The sequence below is a fragment of the Clostridium intestinale DSM 6191 genome, from assembly GCF_900130055.1.
Lineage (GTDB): Bacteria > Bacillota > Clostridia > Clostridiales > Clostridiaceae > Clostridium_T > Clostridium_T intestinale.
The window spans coordinates 18,038-40,352 of the sequence record NZ_FQXU01000021.1; the positions used below are offsets into that span (position 1 = coordinate 18,038).

18 protein-coding genes are annotated in these 22,315 nt (G+C 30.8%); 13 read left to right on the plus strand and 5 right to left on the minus strand.

The window, feature by feature from the left end; all coding sequences use genetic code 11:
- The first annotated feature begins 99 nt into the window (after positions 1-99).
- Positions 100-543 (plus strand): GNAT family N-acetyltransferase, encoded by a 444-nt coding sequence (locus BUA92_RS21480; protein ID WP_073022690.1) that lies wholly within the window; start codon positions 100-102, stop codon positions 541-543.
- An 88-nt stretch (positions 544-631) separates the two neighbouring features.
- Complete coding sequence (locus BUA92_RS21485) at positions 632-1,723, plus strand: hypothetical protein (protein WP_073022691.1); 1,092 nt, start codon at positions 632-634, stop codon at positions 1,721-1,723.
- A 45-nt stretch (positions 1,724-1,768) separates the two neighbouring features.
- Here BUA92_RS21485 and BUA92_RS21490 read toward each other — a convergent pair whose 3' ends face one another.
- The 4 genes from BUA92_RS21490 to BUA92_RS21505 form a co-directional block, all read right to left on the minus strand.
- On the minus strand, positions 1,769-2,392 hold the full coding sequence (locus BUA92_RS21490) for a hypothetical protein (RefSeq protein WP_073022692.1): 624 nt from the start codon (positions 2,390-2,392) through the stop codon (positions 1,769-1,771).
- 126 nt (positions 2,393-2,518) lie between these two features.
- A complete protein-coding gene (locus BUA92_RS21495; RefSeq protein WP_073022693.1) occupies positions 2,519-3,703 on the minus strand; it encodes a hypothetical protein in 1,185 nt (394 codons plus the stop codon).
- Between the two features lie 58 nt (positions 3,704-3,761).
- A complete protein-coding gene (locus tag BUA92_RS21500) occupies positions 3,762-5,204 on the minus strand; it encodes a sensor histidine kinase (protein ID WP_073022694.1) in 1,443 nt (480 codons plus the stop codon).
- Positions 5,205-5,207: 3 nt separating this feature from the next.
- Positions 5,208-5,900 carry a response regulator transcription factor gene (locus BUA92_RS21505; RefSeq protein ID WP_073022695.1) on the minus strand — a complete coding sequence of 231 codons (693 nt, stop codon included), beginning with the start codon at positions 5,898-5,900 and terminating at the stop codon, positions 5,208-5,210.
- A gap of 402 nt (positions 5,901-6,302) precedes the next feature.
- Between BUA92_RS21505 and BUA92_RS21510 the strand changes: the two genes are divergently transcribed.
- The 11 genes from BUA92_RS21510 to BUA92_RS21560 all read left to right on the plus strand — a co-directional run bounded on the left by BUA92_RS21510 (position 6,303) and on the right by BUA92_RS21560 (position 21,560).
- Positions 6,303-8,033 (plus strand): ABC transporter ATP-binding protein, encoded by a 1,731-nt coding sequence (locus BUA92_RS21510; protein WP_073022696.1) that lies wholly within the window; start codon positions 6,303-6,305, stop codon positions 8,031-8,033.
- Entirely contained in the window at positions 8,033-9,889 is a 1,857-nt protein-coding gene (locus BUA92_RS21515) for an ABC transporter ATP-binding protein (RefSeq protein WP_073022697.1), read from the plus strand. The genes BUA92_RS21510 and BUA92_RS21515 overlap by 1 nt, the downstream gene beginning before the upstream one ends.
- 58 nt (positions 9,890-9,947) lie before the next feature.
- Entirely contained in the window at positions 9,948-10,715 is a 768-nt protein-coding gene (locus BUA92_RS21520; protein ID WP_073022698.1) for an HAD-IIB family hydrolase, read from the plus strand.
- Between the two features lie 263 nt (positions 10,716-10,978).
- Positions 10,979-12,310, plus strand: coding sequence for a type I glutamate--ammonia ligase (gene glnA / locus BUA92_RS21525; RefSeq protein WP_073022699.1), 1,332 nt, complete (start codon positions 10,979-10,981; stop codon positions 12,308-12,310).
- Between the two features lie 22 nt (positions 12,311-12,332).
- Positions 12,333-12,893 (plus strand): ANTAR domain-containing response regulator, encoded by a 561-nt coding sequence (locus tag BUA92_RS21530; protein WP_021803828.1) that lies wholly within the window; start codon positions 12,333-12,335, stop codon positions 12,891-12,893.
- 141 nt (positions 12,894-13,034) lie between these two features.
- Entirely contained in the window at positions 13,035-17,618 is a 4,584-nt protein-coding gene (gene gltB / locus BUA92_RS21535; protein ID WP_073022700.1) for a glutamate synthase large subunit, read from the plus strand.
- A 15-nt stretch (positions 17,619-17,633) separates the two neighbouring features.
- A complete protein-coding gene (locus tag BUA92_RS21540; protein WP_073022701.1) occupies positions 17,634-19,103 on the plus strand; it encodes a glutamate synthase subunit beta in 1,470 nt (489 codons plus the stop codon).
- Between the two features lie 196 nt (positions 19,104-19,299).
- Entirely contained in the window at positions 19,300-19,695 is a 396-nt protein-coding gene (locus tag BUA92_RS21545) for a VOC family protein (protein ID WP_073022702.1), read from the plus strand.
- A 135-nt stretch (positions 19,696-19,830) separates the two neighbouring features.
- Positions 19,831-20,466, plus strand: coding sequence for an FMN-dependent NADH-azoreductase (locus BUA92_RS21550; RefSeq protein WP_073022703.1), 636 nt, complete (start codon positions 19,831-19,833; stop codon positions 20,464-20,466).
- 168 nt (positions 20,467-20,634) lie between these two features.
- The gene (locus tag BUA92_RS21555) at positions 20,635-20,955 is read left to right on the plus strand and encodes a heavy metal-binding domain-containing protein (protein WP_021803823.1); all 321 of its coding nucleotides are present in this window, start codon (positions 20,635-20,637) and stop codon (positions 20,953-20,955) included.
- 131 nt (positions 20,956-21,086) lie between these two features.
- A complete protein-coding gene (locus BUA92_RS21560; protein ID WP_073022704.1) occupies positions 21,087-21,560 on the plus strand; it encodes a glutathione peroxidase in 474 nt (157 codons plus the stop codon).
- A gap of 68 nt (positions 21,561-21,628) precedes the next feature.
- On the opposite strand, the gene BUA92_RS21565 is transcribed toward BUA92_RS21560, so the two are convergent.
- Positions 21,629-22,300: an undecaprenyl diphosphate synthase family protein gene (locus tag BUA92_RS21565; protein ID WP_073022705.1), complete on the minus strand. Its 672-nt coding sequence runs from the start codon at positions 22,298-22,300 to the stop codon at positions 21,629-21,631.
- Between the last annotated feature and the right edge of the window lie 15 nt (positions 22,301-22,315).

The window sequence follows — 22,315 nt, forward strand, 5'->3', positions numbered from 1 at the left end:
ATTCAGTTTAAGAAGAATTACAATATATATTGTACATCAGTTAAATCCAGATATCAATAAACGGATACAAATAAAGCATATGAAAAGAGGTTTGAAAATATGAAATGGTATATAAAAGAATTTAAAGATTTAAGTATAAATGAACTTTATGAGATAGTTAAATCAAGGTTTGAAGTTTTTGTTTGCGGACAGAAAATAGATGAACAAGACTTTGATGATGTTGATAAAAAATGTGCACATATATTTTGTGTAGATAATGATAGAGTGGTAGCTTATAGCAGAATAATACCAAAAGGAATAAGTTATGATGCCCCTTCAATAGGAAGAGTTTTGGTTTTAGACAGCTATAGAAGAAGAGGATTAGCTGTAGAAATGATGAATAGAGCCATTGAATATATAAAGGATGTTTATAAAGAAAAAGAAATAATATTATCTGCACAAGAGTATGTAGTAGCTTTATATAAATCAGTAGGATTTGAAGAAATATCTGAGGTTTATTTAGAAGCTGGAATTCCTCATAAAAAAATGAAGAAATATTTGTAGTTATAGAAACCTCTAACCATCACTATCCTCTGTGTTTTCGCATATTATGGAAATATGTACCAAAGAACGATAAAGAGGAAGTGGTCGTATGACACCTAATATTATTAATTACTATGGGGGAGGAAATACAGCACGAGGGTTCGTGAATTACTATGACTCTATATTAGAAAATATAAAGGACATATATGTTATAAGAAATGCTCCCCAGGTGATAAAGACATCGGTTATAAAAAATATTGCACAAGCCTATTTAGCAAAAGGTTACGAGATAGAACTTATAAATAGTTACATGGGAGATGAATATGTAGAAGGTGTAGTTATTCCTAATGGGAATGTGGCTTTTATTGATGGAAACCCTATATACGGAACAAAACTTGAGAGTATAAAAAAAGATAAACAATATATAGACTTATCTCAAATTATGGATGAAAACTCATTAAAAAAAAGGCACAAAAATATAGAAAACTTAAAAGTATTAATGAAGGAAGAAATAAAAAAAGCTCATGTTGCATTTAGGGAGGGACTTAAAATTCATGATAAATGGGAAGCAATATATATAGAAAACATGGATTTTAGTAGAGCAGATGATTTTGCAAAGGAATTAATAATTAGAATATTAGCAGAAACAAACTTAAATAAGAAATCAAAAACTGTGCATAGGTTTTTAGGAGCAGCGACTCCGGATGGACCAAAGGATTTTATACCAAGCATTACTAGAAACGTTGGGAAGAGGTACCTTATAAAGGGCAGACCAGGCACAGGAAAATCAACTATATTAGGAAAGCTTTTAAATGAAGCTGAAAAAAGAGGATATGATATTGAAGCTTATCATTGTGGATTTGATCCTAAAAGCTATGATATGATAGTTCTTAGAGAACTTAGTATTGCAGTTTTTGATAGTACTAGACCTCATGAATATCTAGCAGAACGACATACAGATGAGATTGTAGATACCTATGAAGAACTAGTTTATCCAGGAACTGAAGAGAAATATAAAGACGATATTGAAAATATTAAACAAGAATATACTAAAAAAATAAAAGAAGCAACAAGTTACCTAGCCCTAGGTAAAAAATATATGCTAGAACTAGAAAGCCTATATCTTCAGTCTATAAACAAAGAGAAGTTAAGAAATCTTGAAAAAGGCTTAGGTACATTAATTGAGATGTTTGTTAAATAGAGTAAAAAAGAAATCCATAAATTAAGTGGATTTCTTTTTTGTTTCTTATTTTCTATTTAACTCAAAAAATATTCCGTCCCATAAAGTTATCAAAGTATTGTCGTCTTTAACATAAAAGGTGTTTCCAAAAAAAGAAGCCCAGTTAGAATTAACATTTTGAATAACATCAACCTTTTTAACAGAAGCTGAGCTTATTCCTATAGTTTTTAAAGAAACTTTGTTTTCTGAATTAAAATCACTATCAGACAAAGTAGTTTCTTCAAAGGTAGGATTAACTAGATTCTCCTTATCAAAAGATACCTTTTTTTCTGTTAAATAAAGCTCTTTTCCTATATAAAACTTTATCTTATCTTCAGACATAGCATACACTGGAGTAGTTGCAATTTTCTTACTTACAACCCAGGTTCCGAAATAGGGCTTAGAAGATGTACTAGTGTCGTCAGTATTAGTTATAGGAGAAGAGGGTTTTTCAGAAGATTTATTAGAATTAGAAGTAGTTTCTTCTTTATTAGAATCGCTAGTATTTTCATTTTTTGTGGTTTCTTTATTAACCTCTTCTTTTATTTCATTACTACTAGTATCCTCTTTTGTGTTTCTAGAGCAAGATATTAAAGTTAAAGTTAGCATTATAATTGATATCATTAAGACAAATAGTTTGTTTTTTTTCATAATTTCCTCCACTTGACATTACTTTAATCATTTATAATTATAGAACTATAGATTTGTAACTTAAAGTTTTTAGTGTAAGAATTAAGAAAAAATTAGTTTTTGAGATTATTTTGTAAATTAATGATGTTATTTTGTTTTTTCGTAAAGTGAATAGCTAGTTGTTATGGTAGATTTATCAACTTTATCTTGTTCAGAAGTTTGAGAAGTATATTTAGCGGTGATAAGTTTACTTCCATCTTCACTTAAGTGAAACCATAGGTTGGTTTTCTCTCCATAGATAGAACTATACAGAAGTTGTGTATTAGTTAATGAATCTTCAGATATATTTGCTGCATAAAACTTTGATTCATAGCAAGAGGTATCGTAAGTAAATGCATATATGATAGTATTATCTGTTGTATAAAAATTAATCCAAGATAACTTGTCAGTAGATTCTTTAGGAGATACTTTTAGTAAAGAAGTATCTTTTCTAGTTAATAAATCAAATTTACTGAGATATAGATCTCCGTTAGACTTATCCTTTTGAGGGAGATAAATATAGTCTCCTTTATCACTTAATTGAAAATTATAGCCGCCCATCTTTGAAATGTCTAAAATATTCCTAGGGATCATGTTATCGAGTGAAAATTCCATAATATTTTGTGAGGTAATTGATGATGTATAGAATTTGCTTGTTATTTCACTATAAAAAATTTCTGGAGAAATACCTTGGTCTTCCATTAGAGGACTGCTATAAACATTACCAGATTTTAAATCTATTATGCGAATAATACTTTTATAAGTATCTCTGGATGGAGTAAAAGATAATATACTTACATAGTCATTGTTACCATATAATTTATGTGGGTATGTTGATAAATCATCTTTTATATCAGGAAGATTAATAATTAGACTCTTTTCTTTTTTATTAATATCATATGACCATAATTCAGTACCTTTAAAATAAGTAATAAGTATATTACTAAAATCTTTATAAATGTTGACTGAAAGATTTTCTATTAAATTAATAGAGTTATCTGAATTTAAGGTAAATAAATCATCATAAAGCTCATTTGAATCTTTAAGAAACTGTCTAAAAAATACAGGAGAAGAGTCATTTGCAACTGAGATTATAGAAGATCCATCTATTTGGGGCATGTCTAAATCCCTAACCTTAGCAAATATCCTACCATCCTCATCTAATTCATTACTCACCTTCTGAACATCATCCTGTAAAGTAACTGTCTTTTCTTCTGTTGTACAACTAGTTAAAAATAAAGAAGAGATTAAAATGGATATTGTAATAACTTTTAATAGATTGTTTTTAAACATAAAATTTCCCCCTTTCAGTGTTATTTTCATGATAACTTTTAGTAGTTACAAAACTTAATTAAATTGTTTCAGAGATATTACAGAAAGAAGGAAAAGTTGTTATAAGCTTAAAGTTTTTTTCAGTTAGTTCTATGGTGATTTCTCCATTTAATGAATGAACTATCTCCTTGCATATATATAAACCTAGGCCATTGCTGTCTTCTGTTGAGTTAGTACCTTTAACAAAAGGTTCAAACAGCTTGTCTTTTGCAAATGAAGTAGAGCCTTCATAAGAATTTTCTACTGTTAAATAAACTAAGTTATCTTGAGTTTTTAGATTTATGGATATAACTCCATTATCTAGAGAATATTTTATGGCGTTATCTAAGATGTTTGTTAATAATGAAGTGATATTTTCAGTATCTGACAGTATTAATGTATCCCCCATATCTAGACTTAGTAAATAAGATTTATTTTTCCACTTAATTTTTAGGTTATCAAGAATTCTTGATATAAATGTGGATAATTCTATTGGAATTAATTCTTTCTGTGGATTATTTAAGTTTTTAGATATATTTATTAGCTCCACTATTAAGGAATGCATTCTTTCACTTTCTTGAAAGATACCATTTATAGCTCTGACTCTAAAATTCTTATCCTCTACCTTGGGCGAAAGCAATAACTGACTATAACCTGATATAGTAGTTAAGGGAGTTTTAAGCTCATGAGTTACGTTATTAAAGAAGTTATTTTTACTTTTTTGAAGAAGTAGTGCATTTTCTTTTTCTTTCATAAGATATTCTAATTGTTTTTTTATCTCTTTTTTCATATTAGAAAATTCTTGTGATAATATCCCTATTTCATCTGAAGATGAAGATTCAAAAGAATAATCAAAATTACCTAAAGAAACTTCTTTAACGCCTTTAATTAATGAGGATATAGGTTTAGTTATACGAGAAGAGATTAGATATGTAATCAAAAGTATTAGAATACCCAAAAAAACTTGAAGCAAAGTTATAATATTTAATATTTTTATATAATCCAAATAATTTTCACTAAAATCTTTTGTTAAATAAAGAGTATAATCACTTTTATCATTTATATAAATAGGATAGGAAATTGAAGCTGTGTAGGTGTTTTTAACTCTATATAGTTTTACTACAGCTTTGTTTTGTGAAGCTTCATTAATTAATGATATATCCTCTTCTGAATTATTTGTGGTGGTTAAGGAGTTCTTATTATCTGAAGAATAAAGGCTTCCATAGGTTTTATAGAGTTTTTTTATATCCCATAAAACCTCAGAGCCAACATCAATCCAATCAGAGTTAGAATAAGAATCTTTTAATAAAAGTTTGTTTTTTATTAATTCTCTTGAATTTATCATTAAATTATTCATTGAATTAGTCGTGTTTTTTTCAAAATCATTTTTAAGAAAAAATCTTATAGATAAATTAAGCACAATGGAAAAAATAATAAATAAACACATAAACCACAAGGTTATTTTGCTTTTTATACTTTTCATAAATTACCTCATTACATATCCAACACCAAATACAGTCTCTATATGAGAAAAATCAGGTGTATCTATTTTAGCTCTAAGTCTCCTTATATGAACATCAACTGTTCTATCTTCTCCAAAATACTCATAACCCCAAATAGTGTTTAATAAAGCATCACGAGTGAAAATTTTATTTCTATTTTTAGAAAGTAAAGAGAGAATTTCAAATTCTTTTGGATTCAGTTTTATCTCCTCGTTATTTTTAAGAATTATTCTGCCATCAAAATCAACCTTTAGCACTGGGCTTATGGCTACAGGCTGGTTTGATAAATCATTTGTGAATATAGAAGAATATTTAGTTGTGGATCTTAAGGCTACTCTAATTCTAGCTATAACTTCTTTTATATGAAAAGGCTTAGTTATATAATCATGAGCCCCTAACTCTAAGCCTAGAACCTTATCAACAACGTCATTTCTAGCAGTAATTAAAATTATAGGAATACTAAGTTCTTTATTTATGTATTTGCACAACTCAAATCCATTTATATCTGGCAAATTAACATCTAAAAGAACTATATCTGGAGCAAAATCCATTAAGTTTTCCTTTAATGATTCTCCATTAAAAAGACTTAAAACTTGAAATTTTTCTTCCTCTAAAGCAGTAGTTAAAATATCATTTATATAAAATTCATCCTCAACAACAATAATCTTTTCTCTCATAAACAAATACCTCTCAAATTATACTAAATATATTTTAACATGAGCTTGTTACAAAGTTGTTATAATTTAGAAAATACTAATTTATAGGAGTTTCTTCTCAAGCGTCATTAGATTCCTTCTTCCTCAGCTTCATCAAAGACATTCTAGCTAATAAAAACTTAAATATTAAAAAAACAGAAAAACAGAAAAACAGTTAACCAGTTAAGAATATAAGAAGTTAACCAGTTAAGCAGTTAACAATTTAACTGGCTAAAAATAGATTTAAATTAGTATAGTGTTTGTGAAGATTAAGATAATTTTTAAATTAAAAGTAATAACAGATTTTGAAAATTAGGCATAGTTTTCCATGAGGTTGAGTTATAATTTATATTGAACGGTTTGCTTATTTAAATAAAGATGGAGATGAAGTTTTTGAAGCATTATAAGAAGTATATAAAAAAATATAAAAAACCATTTATTATAGCATTATTTTTTCTATCCATAGAGGCCATTTGTGATCTTATGCAGCCAACTATAATGTCAAAGATAGTTGATGAAGGCGTTGCTAGTAGAAATATGGATTATGTTTTAGTAAATACGCTAATTATGTTTGGAGTGACTCTTATGGGAGCTATAGGAGCTACTATGAGGAGTATAATAGCAAGTCATGTATCTCAAAAGTTTGGGAGAGATTTAAGAGTTGATATGTATGAGAAGATTCAAAGTTTTTCCTTTGATAATATAGATAATTTTGATAAAGCTTCATTGGTTACTAGACTTACTAATGATGTTAATCAGGTGCAGATGTTTGTAAATGGAATGATGAGGGTTTTTGTTAAGGCGCCTATGTTATGTATAGGAAGCTTAATAATGGCTTCTAGATTAAATTTATCTTTATCAGTAATTTTTTTAATAATAATTCCACTCGTTATTGGGATAATAATTTTAAATATGAGGATAGGATACCCTAATTTTAGAAAGATACAAAAATCTTTGGACAATGTTAATAGTAATATAAGAGAGTATTTATCTGGGGTTAGAGTTGTTAAAGCATTTAATAGGTTTAAATACGAAGAAGAACGATTTGGTAAGAAAAATGATGAACTTTTTAATATTTCTACTAAGGCTATGAAGACTATAGCCATATTTAGTCCAACTATTACGGCTACAGTTAATATTGGAATAATAGCAGTGCTTTGGCTAGGTAATATAAAGATAAATAACGGCAGTATACAGGTCGGAGCAGTTATGGCATTTATAAATTATATGACTCAAATACTGTCTTCTCTTATGACCATGACCTTTGTGTTTAATATGTTTGTTAAAGCCAGAGCATCTTCTGAGAGAATAGTTGAAGTTTTTGATCAAGAACCAACTATAGAAAATGGGGATGAAGAAGTTAAAAAGGGAGAATTACAAATAAGTTTTGAAGATGTAAGCTTCACTTATAGTGGGGGAGTTAGGGAAGCTGCTCTTAAAAACATCAGCCTTAATATTAATTCTGGCGAGCTTTTGGGAATAATAGGGTCTACGGGTTCTGGGAAGAGCACTTTAGTTAAATTGCTCCTTAGATTTTATGATGTTACTAAGGGAAAGATAAAAATCAATGGAGTTGATATAAAGAATATTTCTATGGAAAGTTTAAGAGATAGGATTTCTATAGTTCCTCAGGCTTCTTTATTATTTACAGGAAGTATAGTAGATAATATAAGGTGGGGGAAGGCTGATGCTACTATGGAAGAGGTTATAAATGCAGCTTCATTAGCAGAGGCTCATAAATTTATATTAAAACAGGCAAAAGGATATGACACAAAACTCGGTCAAGGTGGAGTGAATCTCTCTGGAGGACAAAAACAGAGGATATCAATAGCTAGAGCGCTAATTAAAAAACCTCATATCTTGATATTAGATGATTCAACTAGTGCTGTAGATGTTACTACTGAAAAGAAAATAAAAGAAGGATTAAAGAAGTTCTCAAAAGACTTAGTTACTATAATAATATCTCAAAAAATAACATCAGTAATAGAAGCAGATAATATACTGGTACTTGATGATGGAGAGATAGCAGGTTTAGGTTCTCATGATGAGCTTATGGATGGCTGCAGTGTGTATAAGGATATATTTAATTCTCAGATTGGGAAGGAGTTAATATAATGGGAGAAAAAAATAAGAAGATAGACGAAATACCTTCCATAAATATATCTGGAAGAAGAACTACAAAAGGCATGGATAGATTTGCTCCTAAAGCTAAACCTAAGAATTTTAAGAGAACTCTAAAAAGAATTTTTGGATATATTTCTAGTGAGAAAAGATCCCTTGTAGTTATATTTAGTTTAATAATAATAGATAGCTTTATAGGACTTATGGCACCATATCTAATAGGTAGAGCTATTGATTATATGGCAGATTTTCAGGGGACTAAAAATTCAAGTGGTTTAATAATAGTGATATTTGTTTTACTTATTTCTTATATAGTAAGCGGAGGAATAAATATTGCTGAAGGTAGAATCATGGCAAAAATATCTCAAGGAATTGTTAGAAAGTTAAGAGGAAATTTATTTTCTAAACTGCATAAGCTACCTATAAGCTTTTTTGATACTCACAGCCATGGAGAAGTTATGAGCAGACTTACTAATGATATTGAAAATGTAAGTAGTACTGTTTCTAGCTCAACTACTCAGTTAATGTCTGGAGTAATAACAATATTAGGGTCATTTATAATGATGCTTATTTTAAGCCCGATTTTGACACTTGCAAGTTTAATAACAGTACCTTTGGTAGGAGGGTTAACAAAAGTAATAGCCAGTAAAACTAAGGTTTTATTTAAGAAGCAACAAGTTGAGCTTGGAAATTTAAATGGATATATAGAGGAAACCATATCCGGAGTTGATATAGTGAAGGCTTTTAATCGTGAAAAAGAAGCTATGGATTCCTTTAGGGGGATTAATGATAGACTTTGTGAGGTTGGATTAAAGGCTCAGATTTGGTCAGGATTTTTAATGCCTATCATGAATGTAATAAATAATATAGGTTTTATGGCTGTAGCTTCTGTTGGAGGTATACTTGCTGTTAAGGGACTTATAACTGTAGGACTAATAGCCAGTTTTTTAAGTTATTCAAGACAATTCTCTAGACCTTTAAATGATTTGGCAAGTATATTTAATAATTTGCAATCTGCAGTGGCTGGAGCTGAGAGGGTATTTGAGATTTTAGATGAAAATGAAGAGAGTGTAGATAGCGAGGAATCTAAGAAGATAACAAATCCTAAGGGTGAAGTTGTATTCAATAATGTGAGTTTTGGATATTCAAAAGATATAAGTGTATTAAAAAACATAAGTTTTAGTGCTAAGGAGGGAAGTTCTACTGCTTTAGTTGGAGCTACAGGAGCTGGAAAAACCACAATAATAAGTTTACTTACTAGATTTTATGAGGTTACGGATGGAAGTATATTAATAGACGGAGAAGATATACGTAAATATACAAGAGACAGTTTGAGGAATATATTTGGTATAGTACTTCAAGATACTTATCTATTTAGTGAAAGTATAAAAGATAATATACGTTATGGAAATCCAAAGGCTACAGATGAGGAAATAGAAAAAGCAGCAAAATTGGCCTGCGCAGATAGTTTTATAAAAAGACTTCCAGAAGGATATGAAACTAAAATTGTAGAAGGGGGAAGTAACCTTAGCCAAGGTCAAAGGCAACTTATAACTATTGCTAGAGCTATGTTATCTAAACCTTCTATATTGATTTTAGATGAGGCAACAAGTAGCGTTGATACTCGTACAGAAAAGCAAGTTCAAAAAGGTATGTTAAATATAATGAAGGGAAGAACTAGCTTTATTATAGCGCATAGATTAAGTACTATTAGAGATGCAGATAATATACTTGTTGTTGGAAACGGGGAAATTTTAGAAAGTGGAAATCATTATGAACTATTAGATAAAAAAGGTGTATATTACAATATGTACTTTAGCCAGTTTAATAACGAAACTAATGATATTTAGTTATGGTGTATGTTATAATTGAAACTGATAAAATACTGTAAGATAAGGGGTATGGTTGATGCGAAAAATGCTAGCTACTGATTTAGATGGAACTTTAGTAGAGGGTTTTGATATTACAGATGATAATATTAAGGCAGTAAAAAAACTAGAAGAACTAGGACACGCTATAGCAATTACTACTGGAAGACCCTACAATGGAGTAGAGTTTTTGAAAAGTAAATATGACATAACAGCGGACTACTTTGTTCTACTAAATGGAGCACTTATTTTTGATAAGGATTTAAATCTAATGCATAGCGAGGAGTTAGATTTAAATATATGTGATTCAGTTATTAAGGATTTTAGACATAGAACTACTGGGGTGGCTCTAGAAACTGGGTTTACTACTTATATAGTAGGTAGAGGTTTTGAAAATTTTAAGGTTCCTAGCATGAAAAGTATAGATACCTTAGTAGAGTTAGGAGATGACAAGGTATCATTACTTTGCTTCGAGTTTCAGGGGAAGGATGCAGCCTATATTAAAGAAGTTTGTGATGATATCAATAAAAAGTATGGGGATTATCTTGTAGCTTATAGAAATACTAGATATATAGATATAGTTAAGGTAGGTTGTTCAAAAGGAAATGCCTTAGAAATGATTATGGAAAAAGAGATAATAGATGCAAGCAGAGTTTACTCTATAGGAGACTCATGGAATGATTTATCAATGTTTAAAGTCGCAGGAAATTCCTTTACTTTTACAAGCTCAGAGGAAAGCTTAAAAGAGCATGTAGACTATGTAGTTGATTCAGTAAGTGAATGTATATTAAATAATATGGTATCATAACTTTAAATAGGTATGGTATTAACATATTATTAATGAAATCAGATGCATATTATCAAAAGTATACGGTTAGAATAATAAATTTAAACAAAACAAAAAATAACAGTTGATTTTTTAATAGTATGAGAATATAATATTAACAAGATTTAGTCGAACAACGGTGTTCTACAGAGTTACTTACAAATTTTTAAAAGTATTTCTAGTAGTGCGCCGTTTTATTGCATATGTAATTTTGCAAATAATTAATGCGAAAAGGGGAGTATATTATGGCAAAGTATTCTAAAGAGGATATTATTAATATCGTTAAAGAAAATGGTATTAAATTTATAAGACTTCAATTCACTGATTTATTTGGAACACTTAAAAATGTTGCGATAACTGATAGTCAACTTGAAAAGGCTTTAAATAATGAGTGTATGTTTGATGGGTCTTCTATAGACGGTTTTGTAAGAATAGAAGAATCAGACATGTATCTTAGACCAGATTTAGATACATTCGTTATTTTCCCATGGAGACCTCAACAAGGTAAAGTTGCAAGATTAATTTGTGATGTTTATAGACCAGACGGAACTCCATTTGAAGGAGATCCAAGAAATATATTAAAGAAAGTATTAAAAGAAGCTGAAGAGTTAGGTTACAGCATGAATGTTGGACCAGAATGTGAATTCTTCTTATTTAATACAGATGAAAAAGGTGAACCTACTACAGTAACTCACGATGAAGCTGGATACTTTGACTTAGGACCAGTAGATTTAGGAGAAAATGCTAGAAGAGATATGAGTCTTGCATTAGAAGAAATGGGCTTTGAGATAGAAGCATCTCACCATGAAGTTGCAGCAGGACAACACGAAATAGATTTTAAGTATGCAGATGCACTTACAACAGCTGATAATATAATGACTTTTAAATTAGTTGTTAAAACAATAGCTCAAAGACATGGAGTGCATGCTACATTCATGCCTAAACCTGTATATGGAATTAATGGTTCAGGAATGCATGTTAATATGTCATTAAGTAAAGATGGAAAAAATGCTTTTGTTGATGAGAATGGAGAATTAGGTTTAAGTAAAACTGCATACAGTTTTATAGCAGGTCTTGTTGATAATATTAAGGGAATAGCAGCTATAACTAATCCTTTAGTTAACTCATATAAGAGATTAGTTCCAGGTTATGAAGCACCAGTTTATATAGCATGGTCTGGAAGTAACAGAACATGTCTAGTAAGAGTACCAGCTTCAAGAGGTGCTGGAACAAGAGTAGAATTAAGATGTCCAGATCCAAGCTCAAATCCATATTTAGTATTAGCTACATTGCTTTCAGCTGGTCTAGAAGGAATAAAGAAAGATCTTACACCTCCACCATCTGCTGAAAAGAATATATTTAAGATGAATGAAGATGAAAGAGAAGCAGAAGGAATAGATTCGTTACCAGGAAGCTTAGAAGAAGCCATTAAATATATGAAAGAAAGTGAATTGGTGAGAAAAACATTAGGTGAACATGCATTTAACACTTATTTAAAGGCTAAATCCTCTGAATATAAAGATTATGCTATAAGCGTTCACCAATGGGAAATTGACAACTATATCAAGAAATATTAATCAGAAAAAAGGTGAGTTTGCCATGGACTTTCGCAGAGGAATAATTATAGCCTTAAACAATATTGATACAGCTAAAAAGGTAGAGATTATTTTAAGAAATGAAGGATACGAAGTACTTGGAGTATGTACTTCAGCTAATGATTTAATAAGAAGAGCCATGCAAGAATCTCCTAGCTTAATAATAATGAGTTATAAGCTTTCTGAAATGACAATTATAGATATTAGTAGTAATCTAGGTGATATATGCGGATTCTTGGCTATAGTAAATGAACCCTACAAATCCTTCGTTCAAGAAGAAACGGATATATATTGCATAAGTAATCCTATATCTAAACCAGTTCTATTAAATGCTGTTGATTTAATCTTTCAAAGTCAAAGAAGAATAATGAAGCTTAGAGAACAAGTTGAGAAGTTAGAACACAGCATTGAAGATAGGAAGCTTGTTGAAAAAGCAAAGGGAATCTTAATGACGAATAAAGGACTTTCTGAAAAGGAAGCTTTTAGATACATTCAGAAGACAAGTATGAATAATGGACAAAAGATGAGTGAAGTTGCAAAGGCAATTCTTGCCCAAGAAACTTAACTTTCTTTACCAGTAAACCCCAACAATTTAACTTATTTTTTAATTGATTTTGCGAGTGCTATATTTTATGATATAGTTACTCGCTGTTTGTTCCTACAATGATATCAAAGGCGATATTAATAAACTAAGGGGGGGCTATAAATGCACAAAAATTATCCAGAGAAAATGGGATTATATAATCCTAGTTTTGAGCATGATGCATGCGGAATTGGTGCAGTTGCTAATATTAAAGGAATAAAGACACATAAGGTTTTAGAGGATGCTCTAAACATTTTAATCAACTTGGAACATAGGGGTGGAATAGGTTCAGAAGAAAACACAGGAGATGGTGCGGGAGTATTATTTCAAATACCGCATAGATTCTTCAAACAAGAAGCCCAAAAACTTGGAGTAATTCTGCCACAAGCAGGAGATTATGCAGTAGCAATGGTGTTCCTACCTCAGAAGGAAACTATGAGGATAGAAGCAAAAACTCTTTTTGAGGAAACTCTTAAAGAAGAGGGAGTTAAATTGTTAGCGTGGAGAAAGGTGCCAGTAAATTCTAAGGATTTAGGGGAAACTGCGCTTTCTTGTATGCCATACATACTTCAAGCAATTGTTGAAAGACCAGAAGAAGTTAATAGGGGTATAGACTTCGAAAGAAAATTATACGTAGTTAGAAGAAAAGTTGAGAAAAAGGCTCTTAAAGATACTTTACTTCATGGAGAGACTTTCTACATTCCATCTTTTTCTTCTAGAACAATAGTTTATAAAGGAATGCTTTTAGCAACTCAGCTTAAGGATTTCTATAGAGATCTAGGAAATGCTAAAGTAGAATCATCTTTAGCATTAGTACACTCAAGATATAGTACTAATACATTCCCAAGCTGGGAGAGAGCACATCCTAACAGATATATGATACACAATGGGGAAATTAATACATTAAGAGGTAATGTAAATAAAGTTCACTCAAGAGAAGCAAAACTTGTCTCAAAATACTTAGGTGAAGATTTAGGTAAGGTGTTGCCTATAATAGATCGTGAAGGATCAGATTCAGCCATTTTAGATAATACCTTAGAATTCTTATTAATGAATGGTAGAGACTTGCCAAAAGCTGTAATGATGGCTATTCCTGAACCATGGGCTAAAAATGAAACTATGAGTAAGGAAAAAAGAGATTTTTATGAATATTATGCTACTATGATGGAACCATGGGATGGTCCTGCTGCCATAGTATTTACTGATGGAGAAAAATTAGGTGCCGTTTTAGATAGAAATGGGCTTAGACCAGCTAGATATTATGTAACAGATGATGATTATTTAATACTTTCATCTGAAGTAGGGGTATTAGATGTTGAGCCTCATAAGGTAGTTGAAAAGAATAGACTAACTCCAGGTAAAATGTTATTAGTTGACACTGTAAAGGGTGAATTAATAGATGATAAGGAATTAAAAGATAAGTATGCTAAAGAAAATCCTTATGGAGAATGGTTAAAAGAAAATCTTATAAATATAGAAGATATTGATGATATAGAAGTTAAGGATGAGGCTATAGAACCAGAAGAAAGAGCGAAACTTCAGAAATCTTTTGGTTATTCTTATGAAGATTTAAAGAATAATATTTTAAAGATGGCAGAAGTGGGAGAAGAAGCTCTAGGAGCTATGGGTATAGATACTCCGCTTGCTGTATTATCAGAAAAACCTCAACCGTTATTCAACTACTTCAAGCAACTATTTGCTCAGGTTACTAACCCTCCAATAGATGCTATAAGAGAAGAAATAGTTACAGCTACAGATGTTTTCTTAGGTACAGAAAGAAACTTATTAGAAGATGTTAAAGAAAATTGTAGACAAATAAAACTTAGTTCTCCAATATTATCAAATGAAAACTTCTTAAAAATTAAAAATATAAACAGAGAAGGCTTTAAGGTTAAGACTTTAAGCATATTGTTTGATAAAAATAAAGGTGAAAATGCTTTAGAAGAAGCTTTAGAAGGTTTATTTAATGAAGCTGATAAAGCATTTGCGGATGGATATAATGTATTAATACTTAGTGATAGAGGAGTAGATAAAAATAATATTTCTATTCCATCACTACTAGCAGTTTCTTCTCTTCATCATCATTTAGTAAGAAAGGGTGCAAGAACATCCTTAGCTCTTATACTTGAAAGTGGAGAACCAAGAGAAATACATCATTTTGCTACGTTATTAGGTTTTGGAGCTTCAGCTATAAATCCTTATTTAGCATATGAATCTATAAGAGAACTTATTGAGGAAGAGTTATTAGAAATTCCTTATGAAAAAGGTGTCTACCATTTTAATAAAGCAATACTTAAGGGAATAGTTAAGATATTATCTAAAATGGGTATATCTACTATACAATCTTACCAAGGAGCACAAATATTTGAGGCTCTAGGAATTGCAGACAAGGTAATAGATAAATACTTCACTAATACTATAAGTAGAATTGGTGGAATAGAGATAAAGGATATACAAAAAGAAGCTGAATTAAGACATGCAACTGCATTTGATAAGAGAGGACTTACTCTAGATTTAACTTTAGATTCAGTGGGAAGCCACAAGTTTAGAAGTAATCAAGAAGAACATATGTATAATCCTCTAACAATTCACAAGCTTCAAGAAGCTGCAAAAACAGCTGATTATAGATTGTTTAAAGAATATACTTCTTTATTAAACCAAGAAGAAAGTACATTAACATTAAGAGGATTAATTGACTTTGATTACTCAGGGGTATCAGTACCTTTAGATGAAGTAGAGTCAGTGGATTCAATTGTTAAGAGATTTAAAACTGGCGCTATGTCTTATGGTTCTATATCTAAAGAAGCACATGAAACTTTAGCTATAGCTATGAATAGATTAGGTGGAAAATCTAATACTGGTGAAGGTGGAGAAGACCCAGAAAGATGGATACTAGATGAAAATGGAGATTCTAGAAATTCAGCTATAAAACAAGTAGCATCAGGTAGATTTGGAGTTACTTCAGAATACTTAGTAAATGCTAAAGAGTTACAAATAAAAATGGCTCAAGGAGCAAAACCAGGTGAAGGAGGGCAACTTCCAGCTAGTAAGGTATACCCATGGGTTGCTAAAACTAGAAGATCAACTACAGGGGTTGGTTTAATATCGCCACCACCACACCATGATATATACTCAATAGAAGATTTAGCACAGTTAATATATGACCTTAAAAACTCTAATACAGGAGCAAGAGTATCTGTTAAACTTGTTTCTGAAGGTGGAGTTGGAACTATAGCAGCTGGAGTTGCTAAAGGTGGAGCAGATGTTATCCTTATATCAGGTTATGATGGAGGAACTGGTGCATCACCAAGAACATCTATTCAACATGCAGGATTACCATGGGAGCTTGGACTTGCAGAAGCTCATCAAACTCTAGTTATGAATAACCTTAGAGAAAGAGTAGTAGTTGAAGCTGATGGTAAACTTATGACTGGTAAAGATGTAGCTATTGCAGCTTTATTAGGTGCAGAAGAATTTGGATTTGCTACAGCTCCATTAGTAGTTATAGGCTGCGTAATGATGAGAGTATGTAATTTAGATACATGTCCAGTAGGTATAGCAACTCAAAATGAAGAGCTAAGAAAAAGATTTGCTGGAAAACCTGATTACGTAGTTAACTTCATGAGATTCATAGCTGAAGAGTTAAGAGAATACATGGCTAAGCTTGGCTTTAGAAGTATCGATGAAATGGTTGGTAGATTCGATAAGTTAAAAGCTAAAGAAGATATTAAGGGTTGGAAAGCAAAGAAAGTTGATATAAATTCAATCATAAATGCTCCACAATTAGAAAAAGGGAAGGCTATAAGCTTTAAAGCAGACAAAGCTTATTCTCATAAATTAGATGAAGTTTTAGACAGTGAATTATTCTTAAAGTTAGCTAAAGATGCTCTAGAGAATGGAAATAAAGTTGATATAGAAGTTGATATAACTAATATAAATAGAACTTTAGGAACTATATTAGGTTCAGAAATAACTAGAAAATATGATGCCTCAGGACTTCCAGAGGATACAATAACTATAAAATGTAATGGATCTGGAGGACAAAGTTTTGGCGCATTTGTACCTAGGGGGCTTACTTTAAAAATAGAAGGAGATTCTAACGACTACTTAGGTAAGGGATTATCAGGTGGTAAGCTTGTAGTTTATCCTTCAAAAGATAGTAAGTTTAAAGCTGAAGAGAATATAATAATAGGAAATGTTGCTTTATATGGAGCAACTTCTGGAAAAGTATTTATAAATGGTATAGCAGGAGAAAGATTCTGCGTAAGAAACTCTGGAGCTACAGCAGTAGTTGAAGGAGTAGGGGATCATGGCTGCGAGTACATGACTGGAGGTAGAGCTGTTATCTTAGGATCAACAGGACTAAACTTTGGTGCAGGTATGAGTGGTGGAGTTGCTTATGTTCTTGATGAAGATGAAAGCTTTAAGAATAAAGTTAACTTACAAATGATTGCAGTAGAAGAATTAGGTGAAGAAGATATAGAAGAGCTTAAGGGTTTAATTGAAGAACACGTAGAAGCCACTGGATCTAATAAAGGAAAATCAATATTAGAAAACTTTAATGAGTTCTTACCTAAATTCCATAAGATTATGCCTCACGACTATAAGAGAATGCTTTCTATTGTAAAAGAGAAAGAGAAGCAAGGGCTTAAAGGTGAAGAAGCTTTAATAGCTGCATTTTATGAAAATACTAGGATTAACAAGTAGGAGGGAGGAAGTATTATGGGAAAACCAACAGGATTTTTAGAATTTGAAAGAGAAGAAGGTAAAAACATTGATCCTATAGAAAGGTTGGAAGGCTTCGAAGAATTTCATAAACTCCTACCTAAGGAAAAGCAAGAAAAGCAAGGCGCAAGATGTATGGATTGCGGTATACCATTTTGTCAATCTGGAATATTGATAAATGGTATGGTTTCAGGATGTCCTATAAATAATCTTATACCTGAATGGAATGACCTTATTTATAGAGGTAAATGGAAATTAGCACTTAAACGTCTTTTAAAAACAAATAACTTTCCTGAATTTACAGGAAGAGTATGTCCAGCTCCATGTGAAGCTGCATGTACAGCAGGTATTAACGGACCGGCTATTACAATAAAAGAGAATGAAAGATCAATTATTGATAGAGCATTTGAGGAGGGTTTAATAAAACCAGAACCTCCAAAAGTAAGAAGCGGTAAAAAAGTAGCTGTAATAGGTTCAGGTCCAGCAGGACTTGCAACAGCTGACTCCTTAAATAAGAGAGGACACAATGTAGTTGTGTTTGAAAGACACGATAGAATAGGTGGACTTCTTATGTATGGAATTCCAAACATGAAGCTTGATAAATCTGTTATAGATAGAAGAGTTAACTTGATGAAGGAAGAAGGAGTAGAGTTTGTAACTAATGCAAATGTAGGAGATGACTATAGAGCAGAAGATATTCTAAATAATTTTGATGCTGTAGTTCTAGCTACAGGTGCTTCAAATCCAAGAGATTTAAAAGCTCCAGGAAGAGAGCTTAATGGTGTACACTTTGCTGTAGATTTCTTAAGAGCTAGCACTAAGAGTTTATTAGATTCTAACTTAAGCGATGGCAACTTTATTTCAGCAAAGGACAAAAATGTAATAGTTATTGGTGGTGGAGATACTGGAACAGACTGTGTGGGAACTTCATTAAGACATGGATGTAAATCTCTTGTTCAATTTGAAATTATGAATAAACCACCTTTAGAAAGAGCTGATAATAATCCATGGCCACAATGGCCAAGAATTCTTAAAGTTGATTACGGTCAACAAGAATTTGAAGCAAAATATGGAGAAGATCCTAGAAAATATGCTATAAATGTTAAGAGTTTTGAAGGAGATAGCGAAGGCAATCTGACAAAGGTTAACACTGTAGATGTTAAATGGGAAAAAAATGATAGAGGTGCTTTTATGCCTGTAGAAGTACCAGGTAGCGAAAAGGAATGGAAAGCTGAGCTAGTATTATTAGCAATGGGATTCTTAGGAACTCAAGACTATGTTTCAAATGCTTTCGGAGTTGAACTAGACGCAAGAACTAATGTCAAAGCAGGTTATGGAAACTTTAGAACAAATGTAGATAAAGTTTTTGCAGCTGGAGACTCAAGAAGAGGTCAGTCCTTAGTAGTATGGGCTATAAATGAAGGTAGAGCTGTAGCTAAAGAAGTAGACAGCTATTTAGCAGAATAATAAGTAAAGAGAGAAATCTAAATTTTATGATTAGATTTCTCTCTTTTTTAAATTATATAAAAATAAACTCAATAAAAGATTAAATAATGTAGCATATTTTTATTGATTATGTAAATAAATGATGAATTATTGATTAATAGGACGAGCTTTGTTAATATATAATTAAGTAATTTGATATGGCAAAGGAGCTAAAAAAATGAAAAATATTATTCCAGAAATTTTTGTAGATAACTGCAAAGAGGCATTAGAGTATTACAAAGAGATCTTTGGTGGAGAAATAAAAAATGTTCAATTAGCTGACGGAAACCCTATGTTTAAAGGTAAAGAGGGTAAAATCATTCATTCTGAGTTACATATTAATGAAAACTGCATAATATATTTAGTTGATATATTAAGTGAGGAACACGATAGTAAAAACGTAAATATATTGCTTGAATTAGAAAATGAAGAAGAAATAAATAAAATATACGAACTATTGAAAAATAAGGGATTTGTAAAGTTTGAATTGCAAAAAACTTTCTGGGGAGCTTATCATGCCGTAGTTACTGACATAAACGGAATCATATGGGGATTAAATTATTCTAATAACTAAAAGAAGAAATGCATTGTAAAATTTCACAGTGCATTTCTTTTTTTTATTACTTGACAAAAGCATGTGAAATTTGATAATATACTTACATAAAGTAAGTGAAAATAATTATCAATTATGATTATAAAGGAGATAGAAATGAGTAAAGTATTATATATTAAAGGAAATGCACAATTAGAGGAAAAATCAAAGTCATTACAAGTAGGAAAGATATTTTTAAATGAGTATAAAGGGGTTAACCCAGAAGATGAAATCATAGAGATTGATTTATATGAAGATAATATACCAATGTTAGATAAAGAAGTGTTTAATGCATGGGACTCTTTAGCTAAAGGTGAAGCTTTTGAAAGTCTATCAGAAAGTCAAAAGAACAAAATAATAAGATTAGGTGAAATAGTTGATCAGTTTATGGAAGCAGATAAATATGTATTTGTAACACCTTTATGGAATTTCTCAATACCTCCAATGGTTAAAGCATATATAGATGCTATATGTATAGCAGGAAAAACATTTAAATATACTGAAAATGGACCTGTAGGTTTATTAAAAGGTAAAAAATTATTGAACATTCAAGCTAGCGGAACTAAATTCTCTGAGACACCAATAGAAAATCTTGAACATGGTTCAAACTATATTAAAGTTGTAGCAAACTTTGTAGGTATAGAAGATGTCAGTGTATTCCATGTTGAAGGGATTGCTCAAAACCCTGATAGGGCAGAAGAGATATTTGATAAAGCAAAAGCAGATGTTGTTGCAGTAGCTAAAAACTTTTAGATTGAGTATATTAAAAGACATTCGTAAGAGTGTCTTTTTATTATATAAAATAATAAATTACATATACTTATAGAAAGATATTGACAAGGAATTTATTGATGATATAATAACATTAATAAGAGTAATAAATAACTCATAAAGAGTTATTTAAAATTAAAGGAGGGTATTATGATAGTAACAACAACTAACAATATTGAGGGAAAAGTAGTAAAGGAGTATTTGGGAGTAACATTCGGAGAAGTAATCACTGGAGTAAACTTTGTGAAGGACTTTATGGCAGGAATAAGAGACTTAGTAGGTGGAAGATCTAAAACATATGAAGATGAACTTATAAATGCTAGAAGAGAAGCTATGGAAGAGCTTAAGAGAAGAGCTGCTTCAATGGGTGCAAATGCAGTTATAGGAATCGATGTAGATTACGAGGTTTTAGGAGCTAGTTCAGGTATGTTAATGGTAACAGTTTCTGGAACTGCTGTAATAGTTGAATAGATTAATCTAAGTTTGAAATAATAAAGTCAGAATGATATCATTCTGGCTTAATTTTTTTATTGACAATGGAATATAAAAGCTATAAAATTTAATTGTACACAATTTAATTTTATAAGGAGAGGTTGGTTAATATGAATATATATGATTTTAAAGCTGTAGATTCAATGGGAAAAGAGAGAAATTTTGAAGAGTTTAAGGGTGAGGTGTTATTAATAGCTAATACTGCAAGTAAGTGTGGATTTACACCTCAATATAAAGAACTAGAAGAATTGCATAAAAAATATAAGGATCAAGGGCTAAAAGTTTTAGCATTCCCTTGTAATCAGTTTGGAAAACAAGAGCCAGGTAGTAATGAAGAGATAAAGAACTTTTGTGAAATAAACTATGGAGTAACCTTTGATGTATTTGAAAAAGTTGATGTTAATGGAGAAAATACTCATCCTGTATTTAAATACTTAAAAGAACAAACTGGTGGGATATTAGGAAAAAGCATTAAGTGGAACTTTACTAAGTTTCTAATAGATAAAAATGGTAATGTTATTGACAGATATGCACCAACTACAACTCCGTTAAGCCTAGAAGGAAAGATAAAAGAATTACTTTAGAAAATAGATATAGAGTATAAGGATGATGCAGAATTAATAAAAATTAGTTTTGCATCATCCTTATTATTTTAGCCACCTAAAGTTATATCTTGAGTATCATACCAATTTAATGCGTCATATATATGATCAGTTTTAAAATTAGGCCAATAATCATTTATTATATAAAAATCAGAATAAACAGATTGAACAGGAAGAAATCCACTAAGTCTTCTTCTCCCACCCCATCTTATAATTAAATCAATTCTAGATATTTCAGATGAAGCTAAAGAATTTATTATCTCTGAAGTTTTTTTACCTCGAGTTTTATCTGTTAGACAATAGTTCAGATCCCAACTCCAACCGTAATTAATAAGGAAGTTTACATTAATAAGTCCCTTTCCAAAATTAACACGCTTATTAGCATAAGGAAGCAATTCTTTAGGGAAAACAGATGAATCACTATTTCCAACAACTAATATATTGGCATCTTTATTAACTAGAGAAAATACCGCATCTACACATGCTTTTTGAAAAGCTTTGGTTTGAGAAGATGGTCTTTTGGTATTATCAGTTGTAAATCCATAAAAGGTTAACTCTTTAACTCCTAAACTTAAGCAAGTATCATATAATTTAATACCAGGTTCAACACCAAACTCATAACCTTCATGTTTTTCTTTATTATTACTTTGAGCCCAACGTCTATTTCCATCAGGAATAATTCCAATATGAGAAGGAATTCTTTTATAATTTATATTGTTCATAATATACTTCCTTTC

What these genes read in the sequence shown, in the direction of transcription:
- BUA92_RS21480 (WP_073022690.1), top strand. Translation starts at nt 100, where the DNA reads ATGAAATGGTATATAAAAGAATTTAAAGATTTAAGTATAAATGAACTT.
- BUA92_RS21490 (WP_073022692.1), bottom strand. Translation starts at nt 2,392, where the DNA reads ATGAAAAAAAACAAACTATTTGTCTTAATGATATCAATTATAATGCTA.
- gltB (WP_073022700.1), top strand. Translation starts at nt 13,035, where the DNA reads ATGCACAAAAATTATCCAGAGAAAATGGGATTATATAATCCTAGTTTT.
- BUA92_RS21555 (WP_021803823.1), top strand. Translation starts at nt 20,635, where the DNA reads ATGATAGTAACAACAACTAACAATATTGAGGGAAAAGTAGTAAAGGAG.
- BUA92_RS21505 (WP_073022695.1), bottom strand. Translation starts at nt 5,900, where the DNA reads ATGAGAGAAAAGATTATTGTTGTTGAGGATGAATTTTATATAAATGAT.
- BUA92_RS21495 (WP_073022693.1), bottom strand. Translation starts at nt 3,703, where the DNA reads ATGTTTAAAAACAATCTATTAAAAGTTATTACAATATCCATTTTAATC.
- BUA92_RS21550 (WP_073022703.1), top strand. Translation starts at nt 19,831, where the DNA reads ATGAGTAAAGTATTATATATTAAAGGAAATGCACAATTAGAGGAAAAA.
- BUA92_RS21485 (WP_073022691.1), top strand. Translation starts at nt 632, where the DNA reads ATGACACCTAATATTATTAATTACTATGGGGGAGGAAATACAGCACGA.
- BUA92_RS21540 (WP_073022701.1), top strand. Translation starts at nt 17,634, where the DNA reads ATGGGAAAACCAACAGGATTTTTAGAATTTGAAAGAGAAGAAGGTAAA.
- BUA92_RS21520 (WP_073022698.1), top strand. Translation starts at nt 9,948, where the DNA reads ATGCGAAAAATGCTAGCTACTGATTTAGATGGAACTTTAGTAGAGGGT.
- BUA92_RS21530 (WP_021803828.1), top strand. Translation starts at nt 12,333, where the DNA reads ATGGACTTTCGCAGAGGAATAATTATAGCCTTAAACAATATTGATACA.
- BUA92_RS21515 (WP_073022697.1), top strand. Translation starts at nt 8,033, where the DNA reads ATGGGAGAAAAAAATAAGAAGATAGACGAAATACCTTCCATAAATATA.
- BUA92_RS21565 (WP_073022705.1), bottom strand. Translation starts at nt 22,300, where the DNA reads ATGAACAATATAAATTATAAAAGAATTCCTTCTCATATTGGAATTATT.
- BUA92_RS21500 (WP_073022694.1), bottom strand. Translation starts at nt 5,204, where the DNA reads ATGAAAAGTATAAAAAGCAAAATAACCTTGTGGTTTATGTGTTTATTT.
- BUA92_RS21545 (WP_073022702.1), top strand. Translation starts at nt 19,300, where the DNA reads ATGAAAAATATTATTCCAGAAATTTTTGTAGATAACTGCAAAGAGGCA.
- BUA92_RS21510 (WP_073022696.1), top strand. Translation starts at nt 6,303, where the DNA reads ATGAAGTTTTTGAAGCATTATAAGAAGTATATAAAAAAATATAAAAAA.
- glnA (WP_073022699.1), top strand. Translation starts at nt 10,979, where the DNA reads ATGGCAAAGTATTCTAAAGAGGATATTATTAATATCGTTAAAGAAAAT.
- BUA92_RS21560 (WP_073022704.1), top strand. Translation starts at nt 21,087, where the DNA reads ATGAATATATATGATTTTAAAGCTGTAGATTCAATGGGAAAAGAGAGA.